24 protein-coding genes are annotated in these 23,501 nt (G+C 66.5%); 16 read left to right on the top strand and 8 right to left on the bottom strand.

Features of this window, described 5'->3' with window-relative positions:
- The first annotated feature begins 11 nt into the window (after positions 1 to 11).
- The 3 genes from Q9K01_RS15120 to Q9K01_RS15110 are packed head-to-tail and all read left to right on the top strand — an operon-like array spanning position 12 to position 897.
- The gene (locus Q9K01_RS15120; protein WP_305930958.1) at positions 12 to 257 is read left to right on the top strand and encodes a hypothetical protein; all 246 of its coding nucleotides are present in this window, start codon (positions 12 to 14) and stop codon (positions 255 to 257) included.
- 17 nt (positions 258 to 274) lie between these two features.
- Positions 275 to 517 (top strand): hypothetical protein, encoded by a 243-nt coding sequence (locus Q9K01_RS15115; RefSeq protein ID WP_305930957.1) that lies wholly within the window; start codon positions 275 to 277, stop codon positions 515 to 517.
- Positions 514 to 897, top strand: coding sequence for a hypothetical protein (locus Q9K01_RS15110; RefSeq protein ID WP_305930956.1), 384 nt, complete (start codon positions 514 to 516; stop codon positions 895 to 897). Before Q9K01_RS15115 ends, Q9K01_RS15110 begins: the two co-directional genes overlap by 4 nt.
- Before the next feature lie 142 nt (positions 898 to 1,039).
- On the opposite strand, the gene Q9K01_RS15105 is transcribed toward Q9K01_RS15110, so the two are convergent.
- The gene (locus Q9K01_RS15105; RefSeq protein ID WP_305930955.1) at positions 1,040 to 1,180 is read right to left on the bottom strand and encodes a hypothetical protein; all 141 of its coding nucleotides are present in this window, start codon (positions 1,178 to 1,180) and stop codon (positions 1,040 to 1,042) included.
- Positions 1,181 to 2,041: 861 nt separating this feature from the next.
- Between Q9K01_RS15105 and Q9K01_RS15100 the strand changes: the two genes are divergently transcribed.
- The 5 genes from Q9K01_RS15100 (at position 2,042) to Q9K01_RS15080 (ending at position 7,160) form a co-directional block, all read left to right on the top strand.
- Complete coding sequence (locus Q9K01_RS15100) at positions 2,042 to 3,358, top strand: acetyl-CoA hydrolase/transferase family protein (RefSeq protein WP_305930954.1); 1,317 nt, start codon at positions 2,042 to 2,044, stop codon at positions 3,356 to 3,358.
- A 91-nt stretch (positions 3,359 to 3,449) separates the two neighbouring features.
- Entirely contained in the window at positions 3,450 to 3,902 is a 453-nt protein-coding gene (locus Q9K01_RS15095; protein ID WP_305930953.1) for a c-type cytochrome, read from the top strand.
- Positions 3,903 to 3,927: 25 nt separating this feature from the next.
- Positions 3,928 to 4,422: a DUF427 domain-containing protein gene (locus tag Q9K01_RS15090; protein ID WP_305930952.1), complete on the top strand. Its 495-nt coding sequence runs from the start codon at positions 3,928 to 3,930 to the stop codon at positions 4,420 to 4,422.
- A 4-nt stretch (positions 4,423 to 4,426) separates the two neighbouring features.
- On the top strand, positions 4,427 to 5,752 hold the full coding sequence (locus tag Q9K01_RS15085; RefSeq protein WP_305930951.1) for an ABC1 kinase family protein: 1,326 nt from the start codon (positions 4,427 to 4,429) through the stop codon (positions 5,750 to 5,752).
- A gap of 70 nt (positions 5,753 to 5,822) precedes the next feature.
- The gene (locus Q9K01_RS15080) at positions 5,823 to 7,160 is read left to right on the top strand and encodes an MATE family efflux transporter (RefSeq protein WP_305930950.1); all 1,338 of its coding nucleotides are present in this window, start codon (positions 5,823 to 5,825) and stop codon (positions 7,158 to 7,160) included.
- 9 nt (positions 7,161 to 7,169) lie between these two features.
- On the opposite strand, the gene Q9K01_RS15075 is transcribed toward Q9K01_RS15080, so the two are convergent.
- Entirely contained in the window at positions 7,170 to 8,567 is a 1,398-nt protein-coding gene (locus Q9K01_RS15075; protein WP_305930949.1) for a M20/M25/M40 family metallo-hydrolase, read from the bottom strand.
- Positions 8,568 to 8,731: 164 nt separating this feature from the next.
- Between Q9K01_RS15075 and ettA the strand changes: the two genes are divergently transcribed.
- Together ettA and Q9K01_RS15065 are read left to right on the top strand one after the other, a co-directional pair.
- Positions 8,732 to 10,405 (top strand): energy-dependent translational throttle protein EttA, encoded by a 1,674-nt coding sequence (gene ettA, locus Q9K01_RS15070; RefSeq protein WP_305930948.1) that lies wholly within the window; start codon positions 8,732 to 8,734, stop codon positions 10,403 to 10,405.
- A gap of 326 nt (positions 10,406 to 10,731) precedes the next feature.
- Entirely contained in the window at positions 10,732 to 11,805 is a 1,074-nt protein-coding gene (locus tag Q9K01_RS15065; RefSeq protein WP_305930947.1) for an RcnB family protein, read from the top strand.
- A 91-nt stretch (positions 11,806 to 11,896) separates the two neighbouring features.
- Here the strand turns inward: Q9K01_RS15065 and Q9K01_RS15060 are convergent, their stop codons facing one another.
- Positions 11,897 to 12,469: a cytochrome b gene (locus Q9K01_RS15060; protein ID WP_305930946.1), complete on the bottom strand. Its 573-nt coding sequence runs from the start codon at positions 12,467 to 12,469 to the stop codon at positions 11,897 to 11,899.
- A gap of 103 nt (positions 12,470 to 12,572) precedes the next feature.
- Between Q9K01_RS15060 and Q9K01_RS15055 the strand changes: the two genes are divergently transcribed.
- Complete coding sequence (locus Q9K01_RS15055) at positions 12,573 to 13,241, top strand: prolyl hydroxylase family protein (RefSeq protein ID WP_305930945.1); 669 nt, start codon at positions 12,573 to 12,575, stop codon at positions 13,239 to 13,241.
- Positions 13,242 to 13,245: 4 nt separating this feature from the next.
- Here Q9K01_RS15055 and Q9K01_RS15050 read toward each other — a convergent pair whose 3' ends face one another.
- Positions 13,246 to 14,895, bottom strand: a complete 1,650-nt coding sequence (locus Q9K01_RS15050; RefSeq protein ID WP_305930944.1) for a lysine--tRNA ligase — start codon at positions 14,893 to 14,895, stop codon at positions 13,246 to 13,248.
- A 161-nt stretch (positions 14,896 to 15,056) separates the two neighbouring features.
- On the opposite strand from Q9K01_RS15050, the gene Q9K01_RS15045 reads away from it, so the two are divergent.
- Positions 15,057 to 17,819, top strand: coding sequence for an ATP-dependent DNA helicase (locus tag Q9K01_RS15045; protein WP_305930943.1), 2,763 nt, complete (start codon positions 15,057 to 15,059; stop codon positions 17,817 to 17,819).
- On the top strand, positions 17,816 to 18,343 hold the full coding sequence (locus Q9K01_RS15040) for a SixA phosphatase family protein (RefSeq protein ID WP_305930942.1): 528 nt from the start codon (positions 17,816 to 17,818) through the stop codon (positions 18,341 to 18,343). The genes Q9K01_RS15045 and Q9K01_RS15040 overlap by 4 nt, the downstream gene beginning before the upstream one ends.
- A 7-nt stretch (positions 18,344 to 18,350) precedes the next feature.
- Here Q9K01_RS15040 and soxR read toward each other — a convergent pair whose 3' ends face one another.
- A complete protein-coding gene (gene soxR, locus Q9K01_RS15035; protein ID WP_305930941.1) occupies positions 18,351 to 18,788 on the bottom strand; it encodes a redox-sensitive transcriptional activator SoxR in 438 nt (145 codons plus the stop codon).
- Between the two features lie 111 nt (positions 18,789 to 18,899).
- Between soxR and Q9K01_RS15030 the strand changes: the two genes are divergently transcribed.
- On the top strand, positions 18,900 to 19,310 hold the full coding sequence (locus Q9K01_RS15030; protein ID WP_305930940.1) for a VOC family protein: 411 nt from the start codon (positions 18,900 to 18,902) through the stop codon (positions 19,308 to 19,310).
- Here Q9K01_RS15030 and Q9K01_RS15025 read toward each other — a convergent pair.
- Genes Q9K01_RS15025 through ubiA form a run of 3 tightly spaced genes read right to left on the bottom strand, consistent with a single transcriptional unit; the run spans position 19,262 to position 21,173 of the window.
- A complete protein-coding gene (locus Q9K01_RS15025) occupies positions 19,262 to 19,591 on the bottom strand; it encodes an ArsR/SmtB family transcription factor (protein ID WP_305930939.1) in 330 nt (109 codons plus the stop codon). The genes Q9K01_RS15030 and Q9K01_RS15025 overlap by 49 nt on opposite strands.
- A gap of 46 nt (positions 19,592 to 19,637) precedes the next feature.
- Entirely contained in the window at positions 19,638 to 20,261 is a 624-nt protein-coding gene (locus Q9K01_RS15020) for an SOS response-associated peptidase (protein ID WP_305930938.1), read from the bottom strand.
- Between the two features lie 9 nt (positions 20,262 to 20,270).
- The gene (ubiA, locus tag Q9K01_RS15015; RefSeq protein ID WP_305930937.1) at positions 20,271 to 21,173 is read right to left on the bottom strand and encodes a 4-hydroxybenzoate octaprenyltransferase; all 903 of its coding nucleotides are present in this window, start codon (positions 21,171 to 21,173) and stop codon (positions 20,271 to 20,273) included.
- 122 nt (positions 21,174 to 21,295) lie between these two features.
- Between ubiA and Q9K01_RS15010 the strand changes: the two genes are divergently transcribed.
- Both Q9K01_RS15010 and Q9K01_RS15005 read left to right on the top strand, forming a co-directional pair.
- Positions 21,296 to 22,078, top strand: a complete 783-nt coding sequence (locus Q9K01_RS15010; protein ID WP_305930936.1) for a 16S rRNA (uracil(1498)-N(3))-methyltransferase — start codon at positions 21,296 to 21,298, stop codon at positions 22,076 to 22,078.
- Between the two features lie 41 nt (positions 22,079 to 22,119).
- Positions 22,120 to 23,490, top strand: a complete 1,371-nt coding sequence (locus Q9K01_RS15005; RefSeq protein WP_305930935.1) for a glutamate--cysteine ligase — start codon at positions 22,120 to 22,122, stop codon at positions 23,488 to 23,490.
- Positions 23,491 to 23,501: the final 11 nt, after the last annotated feature.

Genomic DNA, 23,501 nt, shown 5'->3' with positions numbered 1-23,501 from the left:
GGAGAACTTTCATGGCGACGACCACCTTCGATTTCCGTATCCCCGACTGCGATCTCGGCAATGTCGAGGACTGCCGTTCCCGCGCCCTCGGCGTGATCAACGACCCCGAATTCGACGATTTCGTGCGTGCGCTCGAACTCAATCGCGTCGCTGCAACCGGCGCTCCTGCGCCGCGAGGAGGCGAAGGGTCGGTCGATTGCCGCGCCGACAGCAGCGGCGGCTGGAGCTGCGGAGGAACCGCGAGCTTCCGGTGGTAGACGAAAGGAGACGCACGATGGACGATACATCCAACACACCGTTCGAATTCACTGTCACGATCGACGACAGCCTTCTCGACATGGCGACGGTCGAACGGATCGAGAAGAAGCTGTCAGACCTTGTACTGGGCGAACTGGCGCATATCGACCTCGCGGGGCGACTGGTGACCGAGCCTCTGCCGACCGCCCGCAGCTACGGCGACGGGGCCGGCGGCGGCTTCGGCGGCGGCGTTGCGGGGTTCCACGTGAGCCGCGCATGAAGCCTGCCGATCGCCCGCTTTGCCCCAGTGCCCCGCTCACACCAAAGGCACAGCTCTTCGGTGTGGTGACGGGGGGTGGGCAGATCGCCTATCTCGAGGTGGCCGTCGCGGTCGATGCGCGGTTCATCGAGGAAGCGAACAAGGGCCGCGAACCGGAACGGCGTTTCCGGTTCGCGGCTCCCTGTGCTTCCGCCGGCTGTTCCAATTGGAACGGCGGCTGCACCTTACCCGAGCGGGTCGCGAGCGATCTCGAGGCGATCGGCAAGGACCGCGAAGTCCCAGAATGCTGCATCCGTGCCCGCTGCGTGTGGCACCAGCAATCCGGCGCATCGGCCTGCCGCGGATGCCGCTTCGTCGTTACCATATCCGATGACTTTTGAATGGCTGCGTTGCCTGCCGCCAACCTCCGGCTTTCGCATCGAGGTTTGGTGTTCTGTCGGCGAGGCGCTTGAACTGACGACATGAATGCCCCCAGATGTCGAAATTACCTATGCGCCATGGGAGAAGTCCAAAGGTCGACTTTCAGATGGAGGGGGAGTCGAGGCTGGTAACCGCGTCGTCGGCGGTGATCTCTGAGGCGCCCTCGATGCCGACGACGATCCGCGGAGTGATCGCCTTGTCGCAACCGTAGTTTCTCTCGTAGGCGACTTGAAGGAAGGACATCTGTCTAGAAATGGGAAAATGGCATCGATCTTCTCGATCAATCTTAGAGGATCGTGGGCCTCTACTGCACGCTGAATGGCTGTTCGAAACTCTCGCTCATCTGCCCGAAAAATATCATCCATCGGATGCTGTTGCTCGATTTCAACCGCTGAAGCTACTGGAGAGAGACTCTTCTCTCGTTCCGGCAAATTGTCGCGCGCCGTAGCTGAGGCAAATAGGCTTCCAGCTAGGAACATAGCGGAAATCTTGTTTCATGCGCCCCAATCCTTGGCCGATTGCGGCTTGGGCCACAGTGACCAAGAAGCATGTGTTCCGCCAGGTTGGAACGCCGGATAAACACCCGGCTGTAGCTTTAATGGCAACCTGCTGCGAACCCGAACCCGGATCGGCAGCGCTGCATCAAATCCGACATCAATTACGATGTTGTCCCAGATGCCGCGGAACTGTCGGCTTTTGTGGAAACCAGATCGCGCAGCCTAACGACAGCTATTAGGGCGCGTAGCTTCCGATCCTCCGCACCTGAACGAACGACCGCTGTCAGGTACTTGCCGCGACAGCGCCGGAATGACTGGAATGAGGGCGCGAAGCCGGCACGTTGGGTAACTGTCGTCTGCTATCGCAATCTCGAGCTGCCTCTTGGGCACACTGGAGAGGTGCACACAAACGCTACAGATAGACGATGCAATCCGGCGAAACCCTCGGAAATTCGTCATTTTGATCGAGAGCTGTACTGGTCTCGATTCCTCTCTCCCCGACCAGCCTTTTCTGAATTGCCGGCATCTTGGGGTGCGGATCTCGTCAGCGCGGCTGGATCTGTCTGGCGGGCTATCGCCTGCACCGTCCCTGCCCTAATCTGCGCGCATGGATGCAGAAACTCTCTATCGCTCGCGACTGACCACTCCGGATGCCGCCGTGGCCGAGATCCGGTCCGGCGACAACGTCGCCATGGCCATGGCCGTGGGGCAACCGCCGGCGCTGCTCACCGCATTGGCGCAAAGGGTCGAAAGCGGCGGTCTCGAGCGGCTGAACCTGTGGTATTTCCATTCGATGGAGCACGCGGCGCGCACCATTTTGCGCGACGATCTGCTCGATCGGGTGCGGCCGCATTGCATGTTCCTGACCCGGATCGAGCGCGACATCATCAAGCGTGCCGCCGAGGCCGGGCGAAGCGCGATCGATTTCGTCCCGGTCGCCTTCAGCGAATCGTCGAAACTGCTGTCCGAGGATGTCGCGGTCGATACATTCGTAACGGCGGTCTCGCCCATGGACCGGCACGGCTGGTTCACATTCGGGACCGGCAACGACTATGCCAGCACGGTGGCGCGATCGGCCCGGCGGCTGGTGGTCGAGGTAAACCCCAACATGCCGCGGGTGTTCGGGGATTCGCTGCTTCATATCTCCGAAGTCGACGCGATCGTCGAACATGAGACGCCGCTGGCCGAACTTGCCTTCCCCGCCAGCAGCCCCGAGGACCAGACGATCGCCCGGACAGTGGCGGGTCTGATCGAGGATGGTTCCTGTCTTCAGATGGGGATCGGCACGCTGCCCAACGCGGTCTGCGCGATGCTCCGCGATCACAAGGATCTCGGCATCCACACCGAATTGCTGACCCCTGGGCTGGCCGATCTGATCCGCTGCGGCGCGGTGACCAACCGCTGCAAGGCTACCTATCCGGGCCGTAGCGTCTTCACCTTCGCGATGGGCGACCGCGCATTCTACGATTTTCTCGACGACAATCCCGCCATCCACAGCGCTCCGGTCCAGACGGTCAACGATCCGCGTCACATCGCCAAGAACGACCGGATGGTCTCGGTCAATGCCACGCTGCAGATCGATCTGGGCGGCGCCTGCAATTCCGAACACCTGCTCGGCCGGCAGTACAGCGGCTCGGGCGGCCAGCTGGATTTCGTCCGCGGCGCGGCGGCGTCGCGGGGCGGAAAGTCGATCATCGTGTGTCATTCGACCGCCAGGGACGGAACGGTCTCGCGGATCGTACCCAAGCTCGATGGCCCCGTTACGGTGCCGCGCAACGACACCCAACTCGTCGCGACCGAGTACGGCGTCGTGGATCTGAAGGGAAAATCGCTCCGCGAACGGGCGCAGGCGCTGATCGCGATCGCGCACCCCAGATTTCGGCCCGGCCTGACCGAGGCGCTGGCGGATGACAGGCTGACCTGAGCAACCTGCGGACCGGCCTTCCTGCCCGAGACGCTCTGCTCCCCTGTCCAATCGCTTGTCATTTCGGGGTTAGGCTGCAATGTTCGGCGTTATGAAAGCAGCCGCCATCCTCGCCCTCGCTATGCTTCTCAGCGCCTGCGAGATGACCCCTGCCGATGATGCACTTGTCGCCTCTCCCGCGCAGACTGCCACGGCATCCGATTCACCGGCGCTGCGCGGAGAAAGCTTCGCACAGAACCGTTGCGCCGACTGCCACGCGGTGGGAAGGCTGCAAACCTCCCCTCTGCCCGCCGCACCGAGCTTCGAAGCCGTCGCGAACGCCCCTGGCGTGACCCGGGAATCGCTGGCGCGGTGGCTGAAGGCCTCGCATGACTATCCGCGCGAGATGTATTTCGAAATCCCTGAGGAGAGGATCGAAGATCTCGTCGCCTATATGCTCACGCTGCGAAGCGAGGATTACGAGCCCGCGATCGGTCTGGCTCCGAGCGTGTCAACTCCGCCCGCTGGCGGATCGCTGCGTGGCGGAACCACGGCGACCCGGTGACCGGCACTGCGCCAGGGCCGCGGCGATGAAGCCGCGCCCGGAACCCGCTGGCCCCGGGCAGGAAAGCGTCTGGAATTATCCGCGCCCGGCGATCGCCGAACCCACGGACGCAAATATCCTAATCGAACACGAAGGCAGGATCGTCGCCAGCACCAGTTCGGCCATCCGCACGCTCGAGACCAGCCACCCACCCAGCTATTACATCCCTCCCGCAGATATCGCACCCGGCGTGCTGCGCCGCGCTGCGGGCAGTTCCTTTTGCGAGTGGAAGGGCGCCGCAGTGTATTGGGACGTCGTCATCGGCGATGCGGTGATCCCCAGAGTAGGCTGGAGCTATCCCGACCCGACTGCGCCCTTCGCCGTGCTGCGCGATCATGTCGCCTTCTATGCCGCGCCGTTCGATCGCTGCAGCGTCGACGGCGAGACGGTCACCCCTCAACCCGGCGAATTCTATGGCGGCTGGATCACCGGCAAGCTCGCCGGGCCGTTCAAGGGTATCCCCGGAAGCCGGTTCTGGTGATCGCATGAGCGAGGATCGGTACCGGGGAAGCGGGCGTCGGATACCGCGCGGCAGGCTGTCGCGGCTGGGCCAGTTCGGGCGCCTGGCCGGCGGCGTCGCGGGCGGGATGCTCGCCGAGGGTGCGCGACGGCTCGCCGATGGCGAACGCCCGCGGATGCGCGACATGCTGCTGACGCCGGGCAACATCGGCAGCGCGGTGGATCGCCTTTCGCATCTGCGGGGTGCGGCGATGAAGCTGGGGCAGATGATCTCGCTCGACGCGGGCGATCTGCTGCCCGCCGAACTGTCGCAGATCATGGCGCGGCTGCGCGACAACGCCCATCACATGCCGCCCGCCAAGCTCAACCGCGTGCTCGCGCAGCATTGGGGAAAGGACTGGCGGGCGCGCTTCGCGCGTTTCGAGCCCCGCCCGATTGCTGCGGCGTCTATCGGTCAGGTCCACCGCGCGGTCACCCACGACGGGCGCGAGCTGGCGATCAAGGTGCAATATCCCGGCGTGCGCGAAAGCATCGATGCCGATGTCGACAATGTCGCGACGCTGTTGCGTCTGTCGGGCCTGCTGCCGCGCGAACTCGATATCGGGCCGCTGCTCGCCGAGGCCAAGCGTCAGCTCGCCGAGGAAGCGGATTACGAGCGCGAGGGCGCGCAGATGGCGTTGTTCGGCGAGTTGCTTGCCGATTCACCGGACGTCGCGGTGCCCGAGCTCGACCGCGAATTCACCACCGATCGCGTGCTGGCGATGAGCTTCGTGCCCGGCCAGCCGATCGAATCGCTTGAGAGTGCGCCGCAGGAAACGCGCGACGAAACGATGCGCAGGCTGATTGCGCTGGTACTGCGCGAGCTGTTCGAATTCGGAGTGATGCAGACCGACCCCAATTTCGCCAATTACCGCTACCAGCCCGATTCCGGACGGTTGGTGCTGCTCGATTTCGGCGCCGCTCGTGCCATCGCTCCGGCAACCGTGCAGGGCTATCGCGGGTTGCTGCAGGCCGGCCTCTGCGACGACCGTAGCGCTATCCGCGACGCGGCGGTCTCGGCGGGTTTTGTGGGCCAAGCCGCCGTCGTTCGCCACCGCGCACGGGTCGATCGAATGATCGCGGTAATCGCGGATGAGCTCAACCGGCCGGGTCCGTTCGATTTCGGCGATCGAAGCTTCGTCGGCGCGCTGCGCGAGGAAGGTATGGAAATCGCCGCCGACAAAGGCAGCTGGCATCTCCCGCCGCCCGATATCCTGTTCGTCCAGCGCAAGATCAGCGGGACCGCGCTGCTCGCCGCTCGGCTCAAGGCGCGGGTGGATGTCCGCGCTCTGGCCGAGCCGTTTCTCGCGTGAGACCTTGCGCCGGCCTGCACGCCCGGTGAGAGCGAGTCCGGCGTTGACGCGAGCGGGAGGACATTTCTGAATGACCGACGCTGCCGCACACCGAACTCCGCTCGACACCCGCGCCATCTGGGCGATCGCGCTGCCCGCGATGGTGACCAATGTCGCCACGGCGATGATCGGGGTGGGCGATATGTGGATCGTCGGACGGCTCGGCGATGCACCGACGCAGGGTGCGGTCGAGATCGGCGCGCGGCTGTTCGCGATGCTGTTCGTGGTCATGAACTTCCTCAAGACCGGGACCACCGGGCTCGTGGCGCAGGCGGGAACGCGGCGCGGCGAGGCGGAGCAGGCGGCGGTGCTGATGCGCGGGCTGGCTGTGGGGTTGGCGATCGCGTTCACCCTGCTTGCCGCTAAGCCGCTGCTGCTGCCCGCGCTGCTTGGCGCGCTCGGGGCGGATGGCGAGGTGCTTGGCGCGGCGCGGGTCTATGCCGAGATCCGCTACTGGAGCGCGCCTGCGGTTATGGCCAATTTCGCGCTCGTCGGTTTTCTCGTCGGGCGGCGCCAGATGCGCGCGGTACTGGCCTTCGAGGTCGGCTACAATCTGCTCAACCTGGCGCTGGGGGCGTGGCTGGCGCTGGGCCTCGACTGGGGGATCGCCGGGATCGGCTGGTCGAGCCTTATCGCCGAAGTGGCCAAGCTGGCGGCGGTCGCGGGATTCATCCTGATGGGAACCTCCGGGAAGGCTCTGCGCGCTGCGCTGTCGCAGCGAGCCAATTTGCGCTGGTCGGAGCTGCGCCCCTTTCTCTCGGTCAATCGCGACCTGTTCCTGCGCACGCTGGTGCTGATGGTGGCGATGGCGGCGCTGACGCGGTTGAGCGCCGAGCGCGGCGTGGTTTCGCTCGCGGCCAACGGCATATTCTATCAACTGTTCGTGGTCACTGCGTTGCTGCTCGACGGGTTCGAGAACGCGGCGCAGGTGCTCAACGGCGAAAGGCTGGGCGCGCGCGATCGCGAGGGTTTCGTGCGCTATATCCGAGCGCTGCTGTGGCGCGGGCTCGGAGTGGCGCTGGTGCTGTCGGCACTGTTCGCGCTGGTGGCGGGCCCGGTGATCGACAGCTTCGCTGCCACCGCCGAAGTCGCGCAGATGGGGCGACAGCACGCGGTCTGGCTGGCGGTGATCCCGATCGCCGGGTTTGCCGCCTTCGTCTACGATGGCGTGTTCGTCGGCGCCAGCTGGACCCGGGCGTTGCTTGGTTCGATGCTCGGCGCAGCGGTGCTTTATGCCGCGCTGCTGTGGTTGACCTGGCCTCTGGGCAACGACGGGTTGTGGCTGTCCTTCGCGGTGTTCCTGGCGGCGCGAGCGGCGCTCCAGGCGGTGCAGGTCAGGCGGCTGACCGCGCGCAGCTTCGCCGCCTGACCCGCCGGGTTACTCGCCGCGTTCGATTTCCGGGCGGTGATTGGCGAGCAGCCCGACCACAGCGGTCCACGCCGCGACGTTCTGGCGCAACTGCGCCGGATCGATCTTGTCGAGGGTATCGTTCTCGGTGTGGTGGAGATCGAAATAGCGGGTGCCGTCCTGCTGCAGATCGATCAGCGCCCCGCCCTGCTCGCGAACCAGATTGAGATCCGCGCCCCCGGTCGCGACATTGGTCGAGGGCGCGACGCCGAAGCGCGCCACGGCCTGCGCCAGCTGACGATAGAGGTCGGGGTCGCTGGCGGTGAAATTGCTCTCCAGCCGCCAGATTCTGTCGGCGCCGAAATCGCTCTCGAGCCCGACATAGACCGGCTCGTCCGCATGCGCCGCGGCATAGGCGCGGCTGCCCCATAGCCCGGTTTCCTCGGCCCCGGCGAACAGTACCCGGATGGTGCGCAGCGGCTGGCCATGCGCGGCGACATGCTTCGCCGCAGCAGCGATGATCCCGCAGCCGGCACCGTCGTCGAACGCGCCGGTGCCATTGTCCCAGCTGTCGAGATGACAGGCGAGCAGCACCGGCGGCAGCGACGCGTCGGACCCGGTGATCTCGCCCACGACATTGCCGCTCTCGGTCTCGCCGATGAAGCGCGGGGTCATCAGCAGGTCCATCGTCACCGGACGCCCCTCGGCGCGCTCGAACACGCGTTCGAGATTGTCGGCATCGGGATTGGACAGCGCGCCGGCGGGGATCGGATCGACGCCTTCGGGAAAAGTCGTGTTCCCGGTGTGGCTGACGCGGTCGTTGTCTGTGCCGATCGAGCGGATGACCACGGCTACTGCGCCCTTGCTGGCGGCGAGAGCCGGGCCGGTCCAGCGCGCGGGGCCCGCGAAACCGTAGCCCGAGCCGTCCTGCGTGGGCCGCATGTCGTGGCTGATAAAGGCGATCTTGCCCGCCAGGCTATCGGCGGGAGCGGCAACCAGGTCGGCATAGCTGGGGAAATAGACCACTTCGGCCGTCAGCCCGCCGGGACCGGTCGACCCGCTGTTGCCGAGCGCGGCGATGTGCATCGGCTGGACGAAGGGCGCGGTCACCGTCGCGGCTTCCTCGCCGCGGACCCAAGTCTGCATCATGAAGGGTTCGTTGGCGACATTGGCGAAGCCTTCGGCGCGCAGCCAGGTCATCGCCCACTCGCGCGCGCGCGCCTCGGCATCGGTGCCGGGCATCCGCGGGCCGACTTCGGTGGTGATCCCCTCGACGAAATCCCAGGCGATGGTGTCGTTCTCGAGCGCGGCTTCCGCTTCCGCCAGCGCGGGCGATTCGGCGGTTCCCGTGGTGGGGGCCATGCTCTGGGCCATGGCGATGGTCGGGAGGGCGGCGGAGGCGGCGAGCGCGATCAGGAGAGTTCTCATGGGCGCGACTGCTAGCATTCCTCCACCCGATGCCAAGGCCTATTGTCTCCGCCGCCCCTGCCCTGCTTCCGCTGCCCCGCCACCCCGGCTTGCCCGCAGGCCCGTCAGCGCCTATCTGGCCTGCTGAAATTCCCCCATTCTTGTTACCCGAAGGATTCCGCCAGATGGCCGCGCAATATGCATTCGTCATGAAGGACATGACCAAGACCTTCCCCGGTGCGCCCAAGCCGGTGCTGAGCAACATCAATCTGCAATTCTATCGCGGCGCCAAGATCGGCATCGTAGGCCCCAATGGCGCGGGCAAGTCGACGCTGATCAAGATCATGGCGGGGATCGACAAGGATTACAGCGGCGAAGCCTGGCCGGGTGAGAACGTCAGCGTCGGCTATCTCGAGCAGGAGCCCGAGCTCGATCCGACCAAGACCGTGCTCGAAAACGTCAAGGAAGGCGCGCGCGAAACCGCCGATCTGGTCGAACGGTTCAACGCCATCTCCGCCGAGATGGCCGAGCCCGACGCCGATTTCGAGAAGCTCGGCGACGAGATGAGCGAATTGCAGACCAAGATCGATGCGGTCGATGGGTGGACGCTCGACAACCAGCTCGAGATCGCGATGGAAGCGCTGCGCTGCCCGCCCGGCGACATGGGCGTCGAAACCCTGTCGGGCGGCGAGAAGCGCCGCGTGGCGCTCACCCGCCTGCTGATCCAGAAGCCCGACATCCTGCTGCTCGACGAACCGACCAACCACCTCGACGCCGAGTCGGTCGAATGGCTGGAAAACCACCTCAAGGAATATGCCGGCGCGGTGCTGATGATCACCCATGACCGCTACTTCCTCGACAATGTGGTGGAGTGGATCCTCGAACTCGATCGCGGCTCCTACTTCCCCTACGAAGGCAATTACTCCACCTACCTCGAAAAGAAGGCCAAGCGGCTCGAACAGGAAGATCGCGAGGAGAGCGGCCGCTCCAAGGCGCTCAAGGAAGAGCTGGAGTGGATCCGCCAGACCCCCGCCGCGCGCCAGACCAAGTCCAAAGCGCGTATCCGCAAATTCGAACAGCTCCAGGAAGCGCAAAGCCAGCGCAAGCCGGGCAAGGCGCAGATCGTGATCCAGGTGCCCGAGCGGCTGGGCAGCAAGGTGATCGAGGCCAAGGGCATCACCAAGTCCTATGGCGACAAGCTGTTGTTCGAAGACCTGTCCTTCATGCTGCCGCCGGGCGGCATCGTCGGCGTGATCGGCCCCAATGGCGCGGGCAAATCGACGCTGTTCAAGATCCTGACCGGCAAGGAAGAGCCCGATAGCGGCACCGTCGAGATCGGCGATACGGTGCACCTTGGCTTCGTCGATCAGAGCCGCGGCGATCTGAACCCGAAGAACAACGTCTGGGAGGAAATCTCCGACGGGCTCGATTACATGAAGGTCAACGGGCACGACGCTTCCACCCGGGCCTATGTCGGCGCGTTCAACTTCAAGGGCGCGGACCAGCAGAAGAACGTCGGCAAGCTGTCGGGCGGCGAACGCAACCGCGTCCATATGGCCAAGATGCTGAAAGAAGGCGGCAATGTGCTGCTGCTCGACGAACCGACCAACGATCTCGACGTCGAGACGCTGGGCGCGTTGGAAGACGCGATCGAGAATTTCGCCGGCTGCGCGGTGGTGATCTCGCATGATCGCTTCTTCCTCGACCGGCTGGCGACGCACATCCTCGCCTTCGAGGGCAACAGCCATGTCGAATGGTTCGAAGGCAATTTCGAAGCCTACGAGGAAGACAAGCGCCGCCGCCTGGGCGATGCGGCGGATCGTCCGACCAGACTGGCTTATAAGAAGCTGACCCGCTGAGAGCGGATTTTTGCGTGCCCGCCGCCTTGCGACTGCGATGCGGCGGGCCCTATCAATCATGGTTGGCCTGCTCGCCGCGACAGTGATGGGCACCTATCTGGCCGTGCGCCGCGTCGTCGGCCGGATCACGCCTGGCGAAGACGTTTAGGCGAAGCGAAAGCGGTATCATGCGCCCGCCCATTCATGGATTCGGCCTCGAACATGAACGATAGGCATGCAATGCGGTTCAGTCGCCGGTCAGTCCCAATTGCTATGACCGTGCCATCGACATCTGAATTCAACACGCCGCGGCTGGTGGAGCGGCAACAGGGACGGAGACACGCTCCATGACATTGACCGACCTTCTCAAGAGCTCCGCGATCGGTGCGCTTTCGGTGGCGCTGCTGTTTACGGCAGCGCCCGAGCGAGCGGAAGCGGCTTCAGGCACCGCGCTTGCGGTGGCGCAGGACCGCGACCAACCTCGTCGCGAACGACCGCAGCGCGGCGAACGGCGCGAGATGCGCCAGCAAATCCGCGAGGCGCGCCCGGCCGCCCAGCCCGAGCGCCAGCGCGAGATCGCGCCCCAACAGCGGCGCGACGAACGCGCCGATCGCCGCCAGAGCCGCGATGCCGCGCGAGCGGAGGCACAGGCTCAGCTCGAAAACCGCCGTGACCAGTTCCATCGCAGCACCAACGGCCGCAATGACACCGCGCTCGCCGCTCAGCGAGAGGCGGTCCGTCAGGCGGCGCGCAGTCGCCAGGAGCGAGCCAACCAGGAGCAGGCCCGCCGAGCGGATGCACAGCAAGATCGCGACGCCGCTCGTCGAAACTACCGGGACGGTCGCCGGGACGACGCCCGGCAGGATCGGCGGGAAAACCGCCGAGACTACCGCACCGATGGCCGCCGGGCGGACCGGGACGAGAACCGCCGCGACGCACGCAGGGACTATCGCGAGGGCGGCCGCGAGGGCTCTCGCGACGGTCGCCGCTACGACCGGCGCGAGGACCGCCGCGACGCGCGCCAGGACTATCGCTCGGGGCAGCGCGACGCCACCTGGGGCAGCCGGCAGGGGCGCTATCACGACGGGCGCCGTTGGCACGACTACCGCCGATGGGATCGCCAGGACTGGCGCCGCAGTCAGCGCTACAATTGGCAGCACTACCGCGCGTCGAACCGCAGCCTCTATCGGCCGGGACGCTATTACTCGCCCTATCGCAATCACCGTTACAGCCGGCTGAGCATCGGGATCAGCCTGGGAAGCGTGTTCTTCGGCTCGCGCTACCAGATCAACGATCCCTGGCGCTACCGCCTGCCCGCGGTCTACGGCCCCTATCGCTGGGTCCGCTATTACGACGACGTGCTGCTGGTCGATATCTATTCGGGCGAGGTCGTCGACGTTATTTACGATTTCTTCTGGTAAATCCGCTATCGAGCAAGCCTGCCTGCGCAAGAGCGCGGCCGCAGACCACCGAGACACCCCCGCCGAGCGATCGGCGGGGGTTTTTCTCGCCTCAGCCGGGCACCCGGCCGAAGGGCAGCATCCGGAAGATGCCGCCGTTGCGATCGAAGAGGGTGTGTTTGAGCGCCCCCAGAATGTGCAGCCCGATCAGATAGACCATGATCGAGCCGCCCAGCGAATGGGCGTCGAAAATGGTCTCGCCCAGATCCTCGTTCAAACCGACCGGCAGCGCCGGGATGGCGAAGGCACCGAACATGTCGATCGCCCCGCCGTTGAGCGAAGTGGCGAGCCAACCGCCCAGCGGCAGCGCGATCAGCAGGACATAGAAAACGATATGCACGCTGCGCGCCAGCACCTTCTCCCAGCGCGCCAGATCGCCGGGTAGCGGCGGCACCGGGTGAATCCAGCGCCAGATCAGCCGGCCCAGCGTGAGCAGCAGGATCACCATTCCGAGTGCCTTGTGATTGGCGAAATACCAAATCGCGTCGGCGCGGCCGGCGTGTTCCGCCGCTTCGGCGAGCCGCCAGTTGACGATCACCGCGAGCGCGATCAGCCAGTGGAAGAGCATCGCCACAAGCGAATAGCGGCGGGCGGTCGTCCGGGCGGCGGTGGCAGTCGAGTTCATGCTGTCGGTCCTTATCGGATGCACGCCGGGTTTAGTCCGGTTGCGCAAAGGCGCAAGCCGCGGCTCTCTTGCAGCCCCGGCCCCACTTGCTAATTAGCCGGCCATGGCCACCCAAGACATCATTCCCGACCGCGATGCGCTCAAGCGCATGGGCGAGACCGTCCGCAAACGGTTGACCGCCGACCCCGAGATTTATCGAGTCCCCACCGACAGGGCCGAGATTTTCGCCATCGGCAATTTCCTCTCGCCGGCGGAATGTCAGCGTTTCGTGCGGATGATCGATGTCGTCGCGCGGCCCAGCGCGCTGCATGAAGAAGCCTATGCCAGCGGCTTTCGCACCTCCTATTCGGGCAATTTCGATCCGGGCGATCCCTTCGTCAGAGGCATTTCGCGGCGGATCGACGATCTGCTCGGGATCAACCCCAAATGCGGCGAGACGATTCAGGGCCAGCGCTATCTGCCCGGGCAGGAGTTCAAGCCGCACAACGACTGGTTCTACACCAGCGAGAAATACTGGAACGCGGAGCGCAAGCGCGGCGGTCAGCGCAGTTGGACCGCGATGGCCTTTCTCAACAAAGTGGCCGAGGGCGGGCATACCCATTTCAGCGAGATCGGCGCCTCGATCGAACCCAAGCCCGGCGTGCTGCTGGTTTGGAACAATGCGCTACCCGACGGCACGCCCAACGAAGCTACGCTCCACGCCGGCACCCCGGTCATCAGCGGCGAAAAATACGTCCTGACCAAATGGTACCGGACGCGCAAATGGACCTGATGGTCTAGGCCTTGCGCGCCAGCGCCTCGGCGATCAGTGCGCGGCTGTTGGCGATGCCGTAGAGCGCGATGAAGCTGCCCATGCGCGGCCCCTGCGCGGAGCCGAGCAGCGTTTCGTAAAGCGCCTTGAACCAGTCGCGCAGATTGTCGAAGCCGTAGCGTTCGTCCTTGCCGATCTCGTAGACCAGTGTCTGGATGTCCTCTGCGGAGTTCGTCGCATCGAGACCCGCGAGTTGTGCGTCGAGCGCCTCCAGCGCGGCAGCTTCGTTGGGCGCGGGTGCCCGCTTCTCCAGCGTCGGGGCGATGAAGTCGCGATTGTAGGCGAGCGCCGTCGCGACCAGCGCATCGAGTTCGGGATGCTTCGCCGGATCGGGGTCTACGATGTAGTTCCCCAGATAGGACCACACCTGCTCGCTATCCGCCTGCGCGCCCAGCACTCCGACCAGATTGAGCAACAGGCCGTAGGTGACGGGCAGCGTGTCTCCGGCGCCCGGCGCTTCGGCACCCCGCCACCCGCCATTGGCGCGTTGCAAATGCCAGACCGGATTGCCCAGCTGCTTGTCGAGCGGCTGCTGCGCAAGCCGTTCGCGGAACTGCCAGTAATCGTCCACCGCGCGCGGGATCACTCCGACGTGCAATTGCTTGGCGCTCTTGGGGTTGGGGAAGATGTAGAAGCCCAGGCTGTCTTCGCTGCCATAGCGCAGCCATTCCTCGATCGTCAGGCCGTTGCCCTTGGACTTGGAGATTTTCTCGCCATTGGCGTCGAGGAACAGCTCGTAGATCAGCCCCTCGGGCTTGCGCCCGCCGAGCACCTCGACGATCTTGCCCGACTGGACCCCGCTGTCGGTCAGATCCTTGCCGTACATCTCGTAATCGACCCCGAGCGCATACCAGCGCATCGCCCAGTCGACCTTCCACTGCAGCTTGGCCTGCCCGCCGAGCGCGGATTGCTCGACCGTGCCGCCATCCTCGTCGGTGAAGCGGATCGTGCCTGCCTCGGCGTCCACCACCTCGACCGGGACCTGCAGCACCTTGCCGCTGGTCGGGCTGATCGGCAGGATCGGCGAATAGGTCTGCCGCCGTTCCTCGCGCAATGTCGGGAGCATGATGTCGAGGATCGCCTGATTGCGACGCAGCACCTGTCGCAGGGCATCGTCGAATGCGCCGGCATTGTAGCGGTCGCTGGCGGCGATGAACTCGTAATCGAAGCCGAAGCGATCGAGGAATTCGCGCAGCCGCGTGTTGTTGTGGTGGGCAAAGCTGGCATGGCCGCCGCCTTCGTCCGCCCCGAAGGGGTCCGGAATTCGGCTCAGCGGCTTGTGCAGATTGGCTTCGAGAAGCTCGCGATTGGGGACATTGTCGGGCACCTTGCGCAACCCGTCCATATCGTCGGAAAAGGCCACCAGCCGCGTCTTGCCGTCTTCCGGCCTGGCGCCGATCAGCGCCTCGAAAGCGCGGCGCACCAGCGTGGTCCGCAGCACTTCCTGGAAAGTGCCGATATGCGGCAGGCCCGAGGGGCCGTAACCGGTCTCGAACAGCACTGGCGAACCGTCGGGCTTGGTGCCATCGGGATAGCGCTTGAGCAGCCGCTGCGCCTCCTGGAACGGCCAGGCCTTGGAGGTGCGGGCGGCGGTGATCAGTTCGGTCATGGTCATGCGTGCTGCCTCTCGCGAAATGGACCCGAGGGTGCAAGCGCCAACTCTGCCCGGAAGGATCGAATTGTCACTTTCCCGGAGGCTGAGGCAGTGCAATTGGTCGCGCATGAAAGTGTCAGTGCGCTTGATCGGCGTTCCACCTCCGTTCTAACGAGTACCCAGTGACCGCCACCCTCCCCCTCCCCGCGCTTCACGCCAGCCATGCCGGGACCTGGCTGCGCGATGCTCCGCAGGTCGCGGGCGGTTCCACGCGCGGCTGCTCGAAGGGCGAGGCGGTGATGGCGGCGGCGGATACGCCGCTGCTGCTGCTCAACGCGCCGCTGGTTGCGAGCCGGCTGGGTTATCCCGATCTCTCGGGGCTCGACCTGCTCGAGCTGTTCGCCTTCGTCCACCCCGCGAAATTCTGCGTGCCGACGCCCAAGGGTCTGGCGCATGCGCTGGGGCTCGAGGAACCGGCGAGCGACGACGCGGTCCCGCTGTTGTTGCAACGCGCCGGTGCGGCGCTGATCGCCCGGTGCGAATCCGCCGAGTGGACCGAGCGCGAGGGGGCCTGGTCCTCGCTCCAGTCGCTCGCGCGGCTGCGATGGCCCTGGGTGCAGGTGCTCAGCCCCCACATCCGCCAGCCCGAACGCGCGGAGAAATGGCTGTTCGCACGGCTGCCCGAATGGGAAGAAGCGCCCGAGCGCGCGCAGCCGCAGCAGGTGCTGCTCGACGAGCTCGAGGTCGAGGGCCAACTCGAGCGGCTGACCGGCGAAGGCGCCGAACGGCGCGAGGGGCAGCGCCAGTTCTCGCGCGGGGCCGGCAGCGTGTTCGCCCCGCGCGACAGGAACAAGCGCCCGCATGTCCTGCTCGCGCAGGCGGGGACCGGGATCGGCAAGACGCTGGGCTATCTCGCCCCCGCCTCGCTATGGGCCGAGCGTTCGGGCGGCACCGTCTGGGTCTCGACCTACACCAAGAACCTCCAGCGGCAATTGCGCCAGGAAAGCACCCGCGCCTGGCCCGCCGCGCGGCCCGACGGATCTCCCCCGGTGGTGGTGCGCAAGGGGCGCGAGAACTATCTGTGCCTGCTCAATCTCGAGGATGCGCTGCAGGGCGGCTTCTCGGGACGCCCGGCGGTGCTCGCGCAGCTGGTCGCGCGCTGGGCCGCCTACAGCAGCGATGGCGACATGATCGGCGGCGATCTGCCCGGCTGGCTGGGCACTCTGTTCCGCAAGCGCGGGATCGCGGCGCTGACCGACCAGCGGGGCGAATGCGTCTATGCCGGCTGCCCGCATTACCGCAAATGCTTCATCGAACGCAGCGCGCGTGCCGCGGCGCAGGCCGATCTGGTGATCGCCAACCATGCGCTGGTGATGGTCAACGCCGCGCGCGGGCGCGATCTTGCGAGCCGCCCGACGCGGATCGTGTTCGACGAAGGCCATCATGTCTTCGATGCCGCCGATTCCATCTTCGCCGCGGCTCTCACCGGCAACGAAGCGATCGAGCTCCGGCGCTGGATCGTCGGCCCCGAACGGACCAGCCGCGGGAGGCGGCGCGGGCTCGCGGCGCGGCTGGCGGATGTGGCGAGCTATGACGAGGCCGGCGGCGAGGCGATCGAGGCGGCGGTCGAGGCGGCGCAGGCGCTGCCCTCCGAAGGCTGGCTCGGGCGGCTCGCCGAGGCCATGCCCGCCGGACCGGTCGAGGCGCTGCTCGCCGAGGTCCGCACCACCACCTATGCGCGCGACGAAAGCGGGCAGGAGGCGGGCTACGGCATCGAAACCGAAACCGCGCAATTGCCGGACGAGCTGGTCGAGGCTGCAGGCCTCGCGGCGCAGGCGCTCGCCGCGATCCGCCAGCCGCTGCTCAAGCTGGGCGGGCGGCTCGAGGCGGTGCTCGAGGATGCGCCCGACTGGCTCGACGGCCAGGGCCGCGCGCGGATCGAGGGGGCGCGCCACTCGCTCGCCTGGCGGATCGACCTGCTCGCCGCCTGGGAAGCGCTGCTGGCGCGGCTCGGCGGCCCGGCGGACCCCGATTTCGTCGACTGGCTGGCAGTCGACCGCAACGATTCGCGCGAGTTCGACATGGGCATCCACCGCCACTGGCTCGACCCGATGAAACCCTTCGCGAAGGTGGTGCTCGAACCCGCGCACGGGGTCATGCTGACCAGCGCCACGCTGACCGATCGCGACGAGAGCGGCCCCGACTGGCCCGGCGCGATCGCGCGCAGCGGGGCGCCCCATCTCGATCTGGTGCCGCGCACCGCGCAGTCCGACAGCCCCTTCGACTACGCCAGCCGCGCCGAGGTGCTGATCGTCACCGATATCAAGCGCGGCGACATCGCAGGCCTGGCGGGCGCCTATTCGCGACTGATCGAGGCTTCGGACGGCGGGGTGCTGGGGCTGTTCACCGCGATCCGGCGGATGCGCGCGGTCCATGGTCGGATTGCCGACCGGCTCGCGCGGGCGGGCCTTCCGCTCTACGCGCAGCATGTCGATCCGATCGACACCGGCACGCTGACCGATATCTTCCGCGACGACCCGCGCGCCAGCCTGCTCGGGACCGACGCGCTGCGCGACGGGGTCGACGTTCCGGGCCGGAGCTTGCGCTGCGTGGTGATGGAAAGCACCCCCTGGCCGCGACCGACGATCCTCCACCGCGCGCGCCGTGCGGCCGCAGCGGCTCAGCCGGGCGGTGCCAAGGGTTTCGACGACCGGATCATCCGCTCGCGCCTCGCACAGGCCTTCGGGCGGCTGATCCGCAGCCGCGAGGATTCGGGACATTTTGTCGTGCTCTCCCCCGCCTTCCCGACCCGGCTGCTGTCGGCCTTCCCCCCCGGTGCTCCGGTCATACGGCTGACACTCGAACAGGCTTTACAGCGGGTCGCGCAAGGTGTTGGAGCGCAACCCATGATCGGCGCGGCACAGCTAGAGGCGGACACGCAGTGAAGACACTCGGACTGATCCGGCACGCCAAGTCCGACTGGTCCGATTCGGACAAGCGCGATTTCGATCGCGGGCTCAATGCGCGCGGCAAGCGCGGCGCGCGGCTGATGGGCAAGCATATCCGCGCGCAAGGGACGGCCTGGGACCGGCTGGTCGCCAGCCCGGCCGAGCGCGTGAAGATGACGCTCGCCGAAGCGCTGCCGGATCTCGATCCGCAATGGGACCGCAGGCTCTATCTCGCTTCGACCGAGGCGATCTGCGAGGTGATCCGCGACGCGGGCGGCGATCGCGATGCGCTGCTGCTCGCCGGACACAATCCCGGTCTGGCCGACATGGTCCTGCAGCTCGTCGCGCCGGGCAGCGAGAACGATCTGTTCGACGAGGCCAAAACCAAGTTCCCCACCGCCAGCTTCGCAGTGTTCGAACTGGCGATCGACGACTGGGCGGATATCGCCGAAGGATGCGGGACGCTGGTGCATTTCACCCGGCCGCGCGATCTGGATCCCGAGCTGGGACCGCAGGAGTAGTGTCCGCCTAGCGCAGGATGCGCGGTCCCGCCCCGCCTTTCGCCGCGACATCCTCCGGGTTGTAAAGTTTACAAAACTTTAGGCTCAGGCAACCGCAGCCGATGCAGCCGTCGAGATTGTCCCGCACCGCCTGCAATTGCGCGATCCTCTTGTCGAGGCCGCCGCGGATCGCCTCGCTGATCTTCCACCAGTCGAAGCTGCTCGGCGCCCGTCCCTGTGGTAGCGCGCGCAGATGTTCGCCGATCTCCTCGAGCGAGAGCCCAAGCCGCTGGACGATCAGGATGAAGCTGAGCCGGCGGATATCGCTGCGCAGGAAGCGCCGCTGGTTGCCCTTGGTGCGCAGCGGCGCGATCAGCCCCTTGTCCTCGTAGAAACGGATCGCCGAGACCGAGAGGCCGGTGCGGCGCGCCAGTTCGCCGATCGAGAGGAGGTCGGTTGCGTTCATGATCCCGGCGATAGCGCAAATAAAGCTTGACCTCAAGTTAGCTTGAGGTCGTATCGACATGGGCGTTCCGAAGCGGCCGCGAGGTGCGGTGCGCGATCAGGGAGGACGCCCATGCCCACAGGATATCTCGAACACGCCAATATCTCGGTCACCGATCCCGAGCGCAGCGCCGCGCTGCTCAAGGCCATGCTCGGCTGGGAGGAACGCTGGCGCGGTCCTTCGCAGAACGCGGGGCATTCGATCCATGTCGGCTACGAGGGCTGCTATCTCGCGCTCTACACCGGCGCGCATGTCCGCGGCGAATACGCCAAGGGCCAGCCGCTCAACCATATCGCTTTCATGGTGCACGATCTCGATGCCGCCGAAGCGGTGGTGAAGGCGCATGGGCTCGAGCCCTTCGGCCATGACGATTACGAGCCCGGGCGGCGGTTCTATGTCTTCGACTGGGACGGGATCGAGTTCGAGATCGTGAGCTACGCGGCCGGTGCTTCGACGCGCGGACCCGCCGCCGGCCCCTCATAGCCGGCAAGCGCGCCAAGCGGCACCGTCTCGAACCGGCCCAGCCAGCGCCGCGCCAGCTTGGCCAGCGGCATCGGGTTGAGATAGTGCCGCTTGCACCGCCCGTCGCGGTGGCTGGCGACCAACTCGGCGGCCTCGAGCACCGCGAGATGCTTGGCCACCGCCTGGCGAGTCATCGGCAGACCTTCGCCCAGTTCGCCCAGCGTCAGCCCGCCCGCTTCGCTCAGCCGGTCGAGCAGCTTGCGGCGGGTGGGATCGGAAAGCGCGGTGAAGGTGTCCGTCATGACGTCAGGCTAGGCACGCCGACGCGATTCGCTCAAGCCGCGCGGGTTACAACAGCGCGGTTTGTCCCCGGCCCGACCATGGCTCGCCGCTGCGCTCGATCATCAGATCGCCGCGCCATGCGCTGCACAGCGCCCGCGCCTGCTCGGGAGCGCCCGTGGTCCACATCCCGTGGTCCTCGGGTGCCAGCACCACCGGCATCCGCGAATGGACCGCGGCGGCGGGACCCTCGGCATCGGTCATCACCATCGAATAGACCGCGCCCCATTCGTCGCTCTTTCGCCAGATCCCCGCCACGGCGAAGAGCGATTCGTCCGGCAGGCTCATCCAGCTGCGGGTCTTGCTCCCCGCAGGCCCTTCCGCCTCGGCCCAGGCGGTGAGCGGGATCAGGCAGCGGCGCTGCTCGAAGGATTGTCGCCAGAAAAAGCCTCCGAGCTTGTCGGCGCGCGCGTTGTTGACCGGTCTGGGCTTGAGCGGCTCGCCGGTCTTCTTGCTCTTCTGCGCGAAGGGGAAACCCCAGACCATGCTGCGCAATTGGCCCTCGGCGAAGACCAGCCCCGGATAGCCGGGGAAGACCTCGTCGCCGAAATTGGCGCCGCCGAGCGCATCGACCGCCCCGAACCAGGCCGCGACTTCCGCCTTGTTCTTCGTCATCCGGTAGAGATTGCACATCGCCCCGGCTCAGGCATTGCCGACGACGAAACAGGCCGCGGCGACCAGCGCCCCGGCCCAGCGGTTCGAGCGAAAGCGCTCGAGCGGATTGGCCGGGTCCTGCGGGTCGAGCGTCGCCACCTGCCAGGTCAGATGTCCCGCGGCGGGCAGCAGCGCCAGAAGCGCCAGCGGGTCGGCGCGCAGCAGCCAGACGCCCAGCGCCCACAGCGCCACCGCCCCAGCGTAAAACAGCGCCACGCCCGGCTTGACGCTGGCGCCCAGCCGCAGCGCGCTCGAGCGGATGCCGACCAGCGCATCGTCCTCGCGGTCCTGCAGCGCATAGATCGTGTCGTAGCCCACCACCCACAGCACCGCGCCCGCATAGAACGCCGCCAGCGCATCCCAATTGTCGGCGCGCAATTGGGTCCAGCCGACCAGCAGCCCCCAGCTGAACACCAGACCCAGCCAGGCCTGCGGCCACGACGTAATCCGCTTCATGAAGGGATAGGCGGCGACCATCGCGAGGCTGGCCAGCGCGACGGCTTGCGCGAGCGGGCGCAGTTGCAGCAGCACCAGCAGCCCAACCGCGCACAGGACGAGCAGCCAGACCCAGGCGCGCTTCTTCGACACCCGCCCGCTCGCCACCGGGCGCGCGGCGGTGCGCGCCACCTGGCGGTCGAGATCGGCATCGACGATATCGTTGTAGACGCAGCCCGCCCCGCGCATCGCGACCGCGCCCAGCAGCAGCCAGGCGAGCAACACAAGCTGCCAGCCAGCGCCAGCCAGCCACACACCCCAAGCGCAGGGCCAGAACAGCAGCCACCAGCCGATCGGCCGGTCGAACCGCGCCAATTGCGCCAGATCGCGCAGGCTTTGGGGCAGGCGCGCGACCAGCCCGCGGTGCTCGCTGTCGGGGACGATGTTTTCGCTCATATCGCCATCCCGTAACCAATTTCGTCGCCCCCGCGAAGGCGGGGGTCCCGCTTTCTTCGGCGCGACGGTTGAAAAGCAGCGGGATTCCCGCTTTCGCGGGAACGACGATTAGAGGAAACGAAATGCCCGCCACCCCCGCCTGGCCTCCCAAGAGCGCGCCCCGCCTGTTCGTCGCCGATCCGCTCCGGCCCGGGGTGCATGTCATGATCGAAGGACCGCAGGCGCATTACCTCTCCCGCGTCATGCGTGTGGTCGCGGGCGATCCGGTGGTGCTGTGCGACGACGTCACCGGCGAATGGGCCGCGCGCGTGGTCGAGGCGGGCAAGCGGAGCGTTGCGCTCGAAACGATAGAAATGCTGCGCGAACGCGAAACGGTACCCGAGATCTGGCTTTGCCCGGCGCTGATCAAGAAGGACCGCTTCGACCTCGTGCTGGAGAAGGCGACCGAGCTGGGCGTCGCGCGGATCGCGCCGGTCGTCACCCGCCGCTGCGTAGCGGACAAGCTCAACCCCGAACGCGCGCGCGCCATCGTCACAGAGGCGGCCGAACAATGCGCACGCACCGCGCTGCCCGAACTGGCGGCACCCGTGAAGCTCGACGCGCTGCTGGCGGACTGGCCGATAGATCGCAGGCTCTATTTCGCCGATGAGAACGGCGGAGCGCCGCTGGCCCCGGCGATCGCAGCCGCCGGATCGCAGCGCGCCGGCTTTCTCGTCGGCCCCGAGGGCGGTTTCGACGATCAGGAACGCGCTGCGATCCGCGCGCTGCCGCAAGCGGTCCCCATCTCGCTCGGGCCCCGCATCCTGCGCGCCGAGACCGCCGCGCTTGCCGCGCTGGCGATCTGGATGGCGGAGGCAGGCGACTGGCGCGATCGCGAAGAGGCTGGGGGCCGGGGCAAAGAATAAAGGGCTGGCGCGGCGCAGATGGACTGCCTAACGCGCGAATCATGAGCACCCGCAAGGCTTCCGAGGACGCAGATCCCTTCATCGAGAGCCGCGACCAGCTGCTCGCGCCGCTGATCGGTGGCGAGAAACCCAAGGCCGACTGGCGCATCGGCACCGAGCACGAGAAGCTCGTCTTCCACCGCTCGGATCACCGCGCACCCTCCTACGATGAAGACGGCGGGATCCGCGACATCCTGCTCAGCCTGCAGGAATTCGGCTGGGAGCCGGTCGAGGAAGGCGGCAAGGTCATCGCCCTGCGCGGCGCGGACGGGGCGGTCAGCCTCGAACCCGCCGGCCAGCTCGAGCTCTCCGGCGCGCCGCTGGAGAATCTGCACGAGACCTGCGCCGAAACGGGGCGCCATCTCGAGCAGGTCAAGGCGATCGGCGAGCGCTGCGACGTCAGCTTTCTCGGCCTCGGCATGTGGCCCGACAAGACCCGGGCCGAGCTGCCGGTGATGCCCAAGGGCCGCTACGAGATCATGATGCGCCACATGCCGCGGGTCGGCACCATGGGGCTCGACATGATGCTGCGCACCTGCACCATCCAGGTCAATCTCGACTATTCTTCCGAAGCCGACATGGCGAAGAAGTTCCGCACCGGGCTCGCGCTCCAGCCGCTCGCCACCGCATTGTTCGCCAATTCGCCCTTCACCGAGGGCAAGCCCAACGGCTATCTCTCCTACCGCAGCCACATCTGGTCGGACACCGATCCGCAGCGTACCGGCATGCTCCCCTTCGTGTTCGACGGAGATTTCGGCTACGAGCGCTGGGTCGACTACATGCTCGACGTGCCGATGTATTTCGTCTTCCGCGACGGCAAATACATCGACGCGGCGGGGATGAGCTTTCGCGACTTTCTCAAGGGCGAACTGCCCGCGCTGCCCGGCGAACTGCCGCGCGAGGCGGACTGGTGGGACCACCTCTCGACCGCCTTCCCCGAGGTCCGGCTCAAGAGCTTTCTCGAGATGCGCGGTGCCGATGGCGGTCCGTGGAACCGGATCTGCGCCCTGCCCGCCTTCTGGGTCGGGCTGCTCTACGATCAATCCGCGCTCGATGCCGCCTGGGATCTGGTCAAGGACTGGAGCATGGAAGAGCGCGAGGCCTTGCGCAATGCGGTGCCCAAGCAGGCGCTCGATGCGGCGCTGCCGGGTGGCGGGCGGCTGCAGGATCTCGCGAAGGAAGTCCTGGCGATCGCCCGCAGCGGGCTTTCGGCGCGCGCGCGGCTCAACACTTCGGGCGACAACGAGACCGGCTTCCTCGAGACGCTCGACGAGATCGTTGAAAGCGGCAAGGTCCCGGCGCAGCGGCTGCTCGATCTCTATCATGGCGAGTGGAACGGCGATGTGAGCCAGGTCTACAAGCAGAGCTTCTGACGAGAAAAGGA

It is taken from the genome of Qipengyuania benthica (genome assembly GCF_030717865.1).
Taxonomy (GTDB): Bacteria; Pseudomonadota; Alphaproteobacteria; order Sphingomonadales; family Sphingomonadaceae; genus Qipengyuania; species Qipengyuania benthica.
The sequence above is the reverse complement of the archived record's forward strand: the minus strand, read 5'-3'. Positions and strand labels throughout refer to the sequence as shown.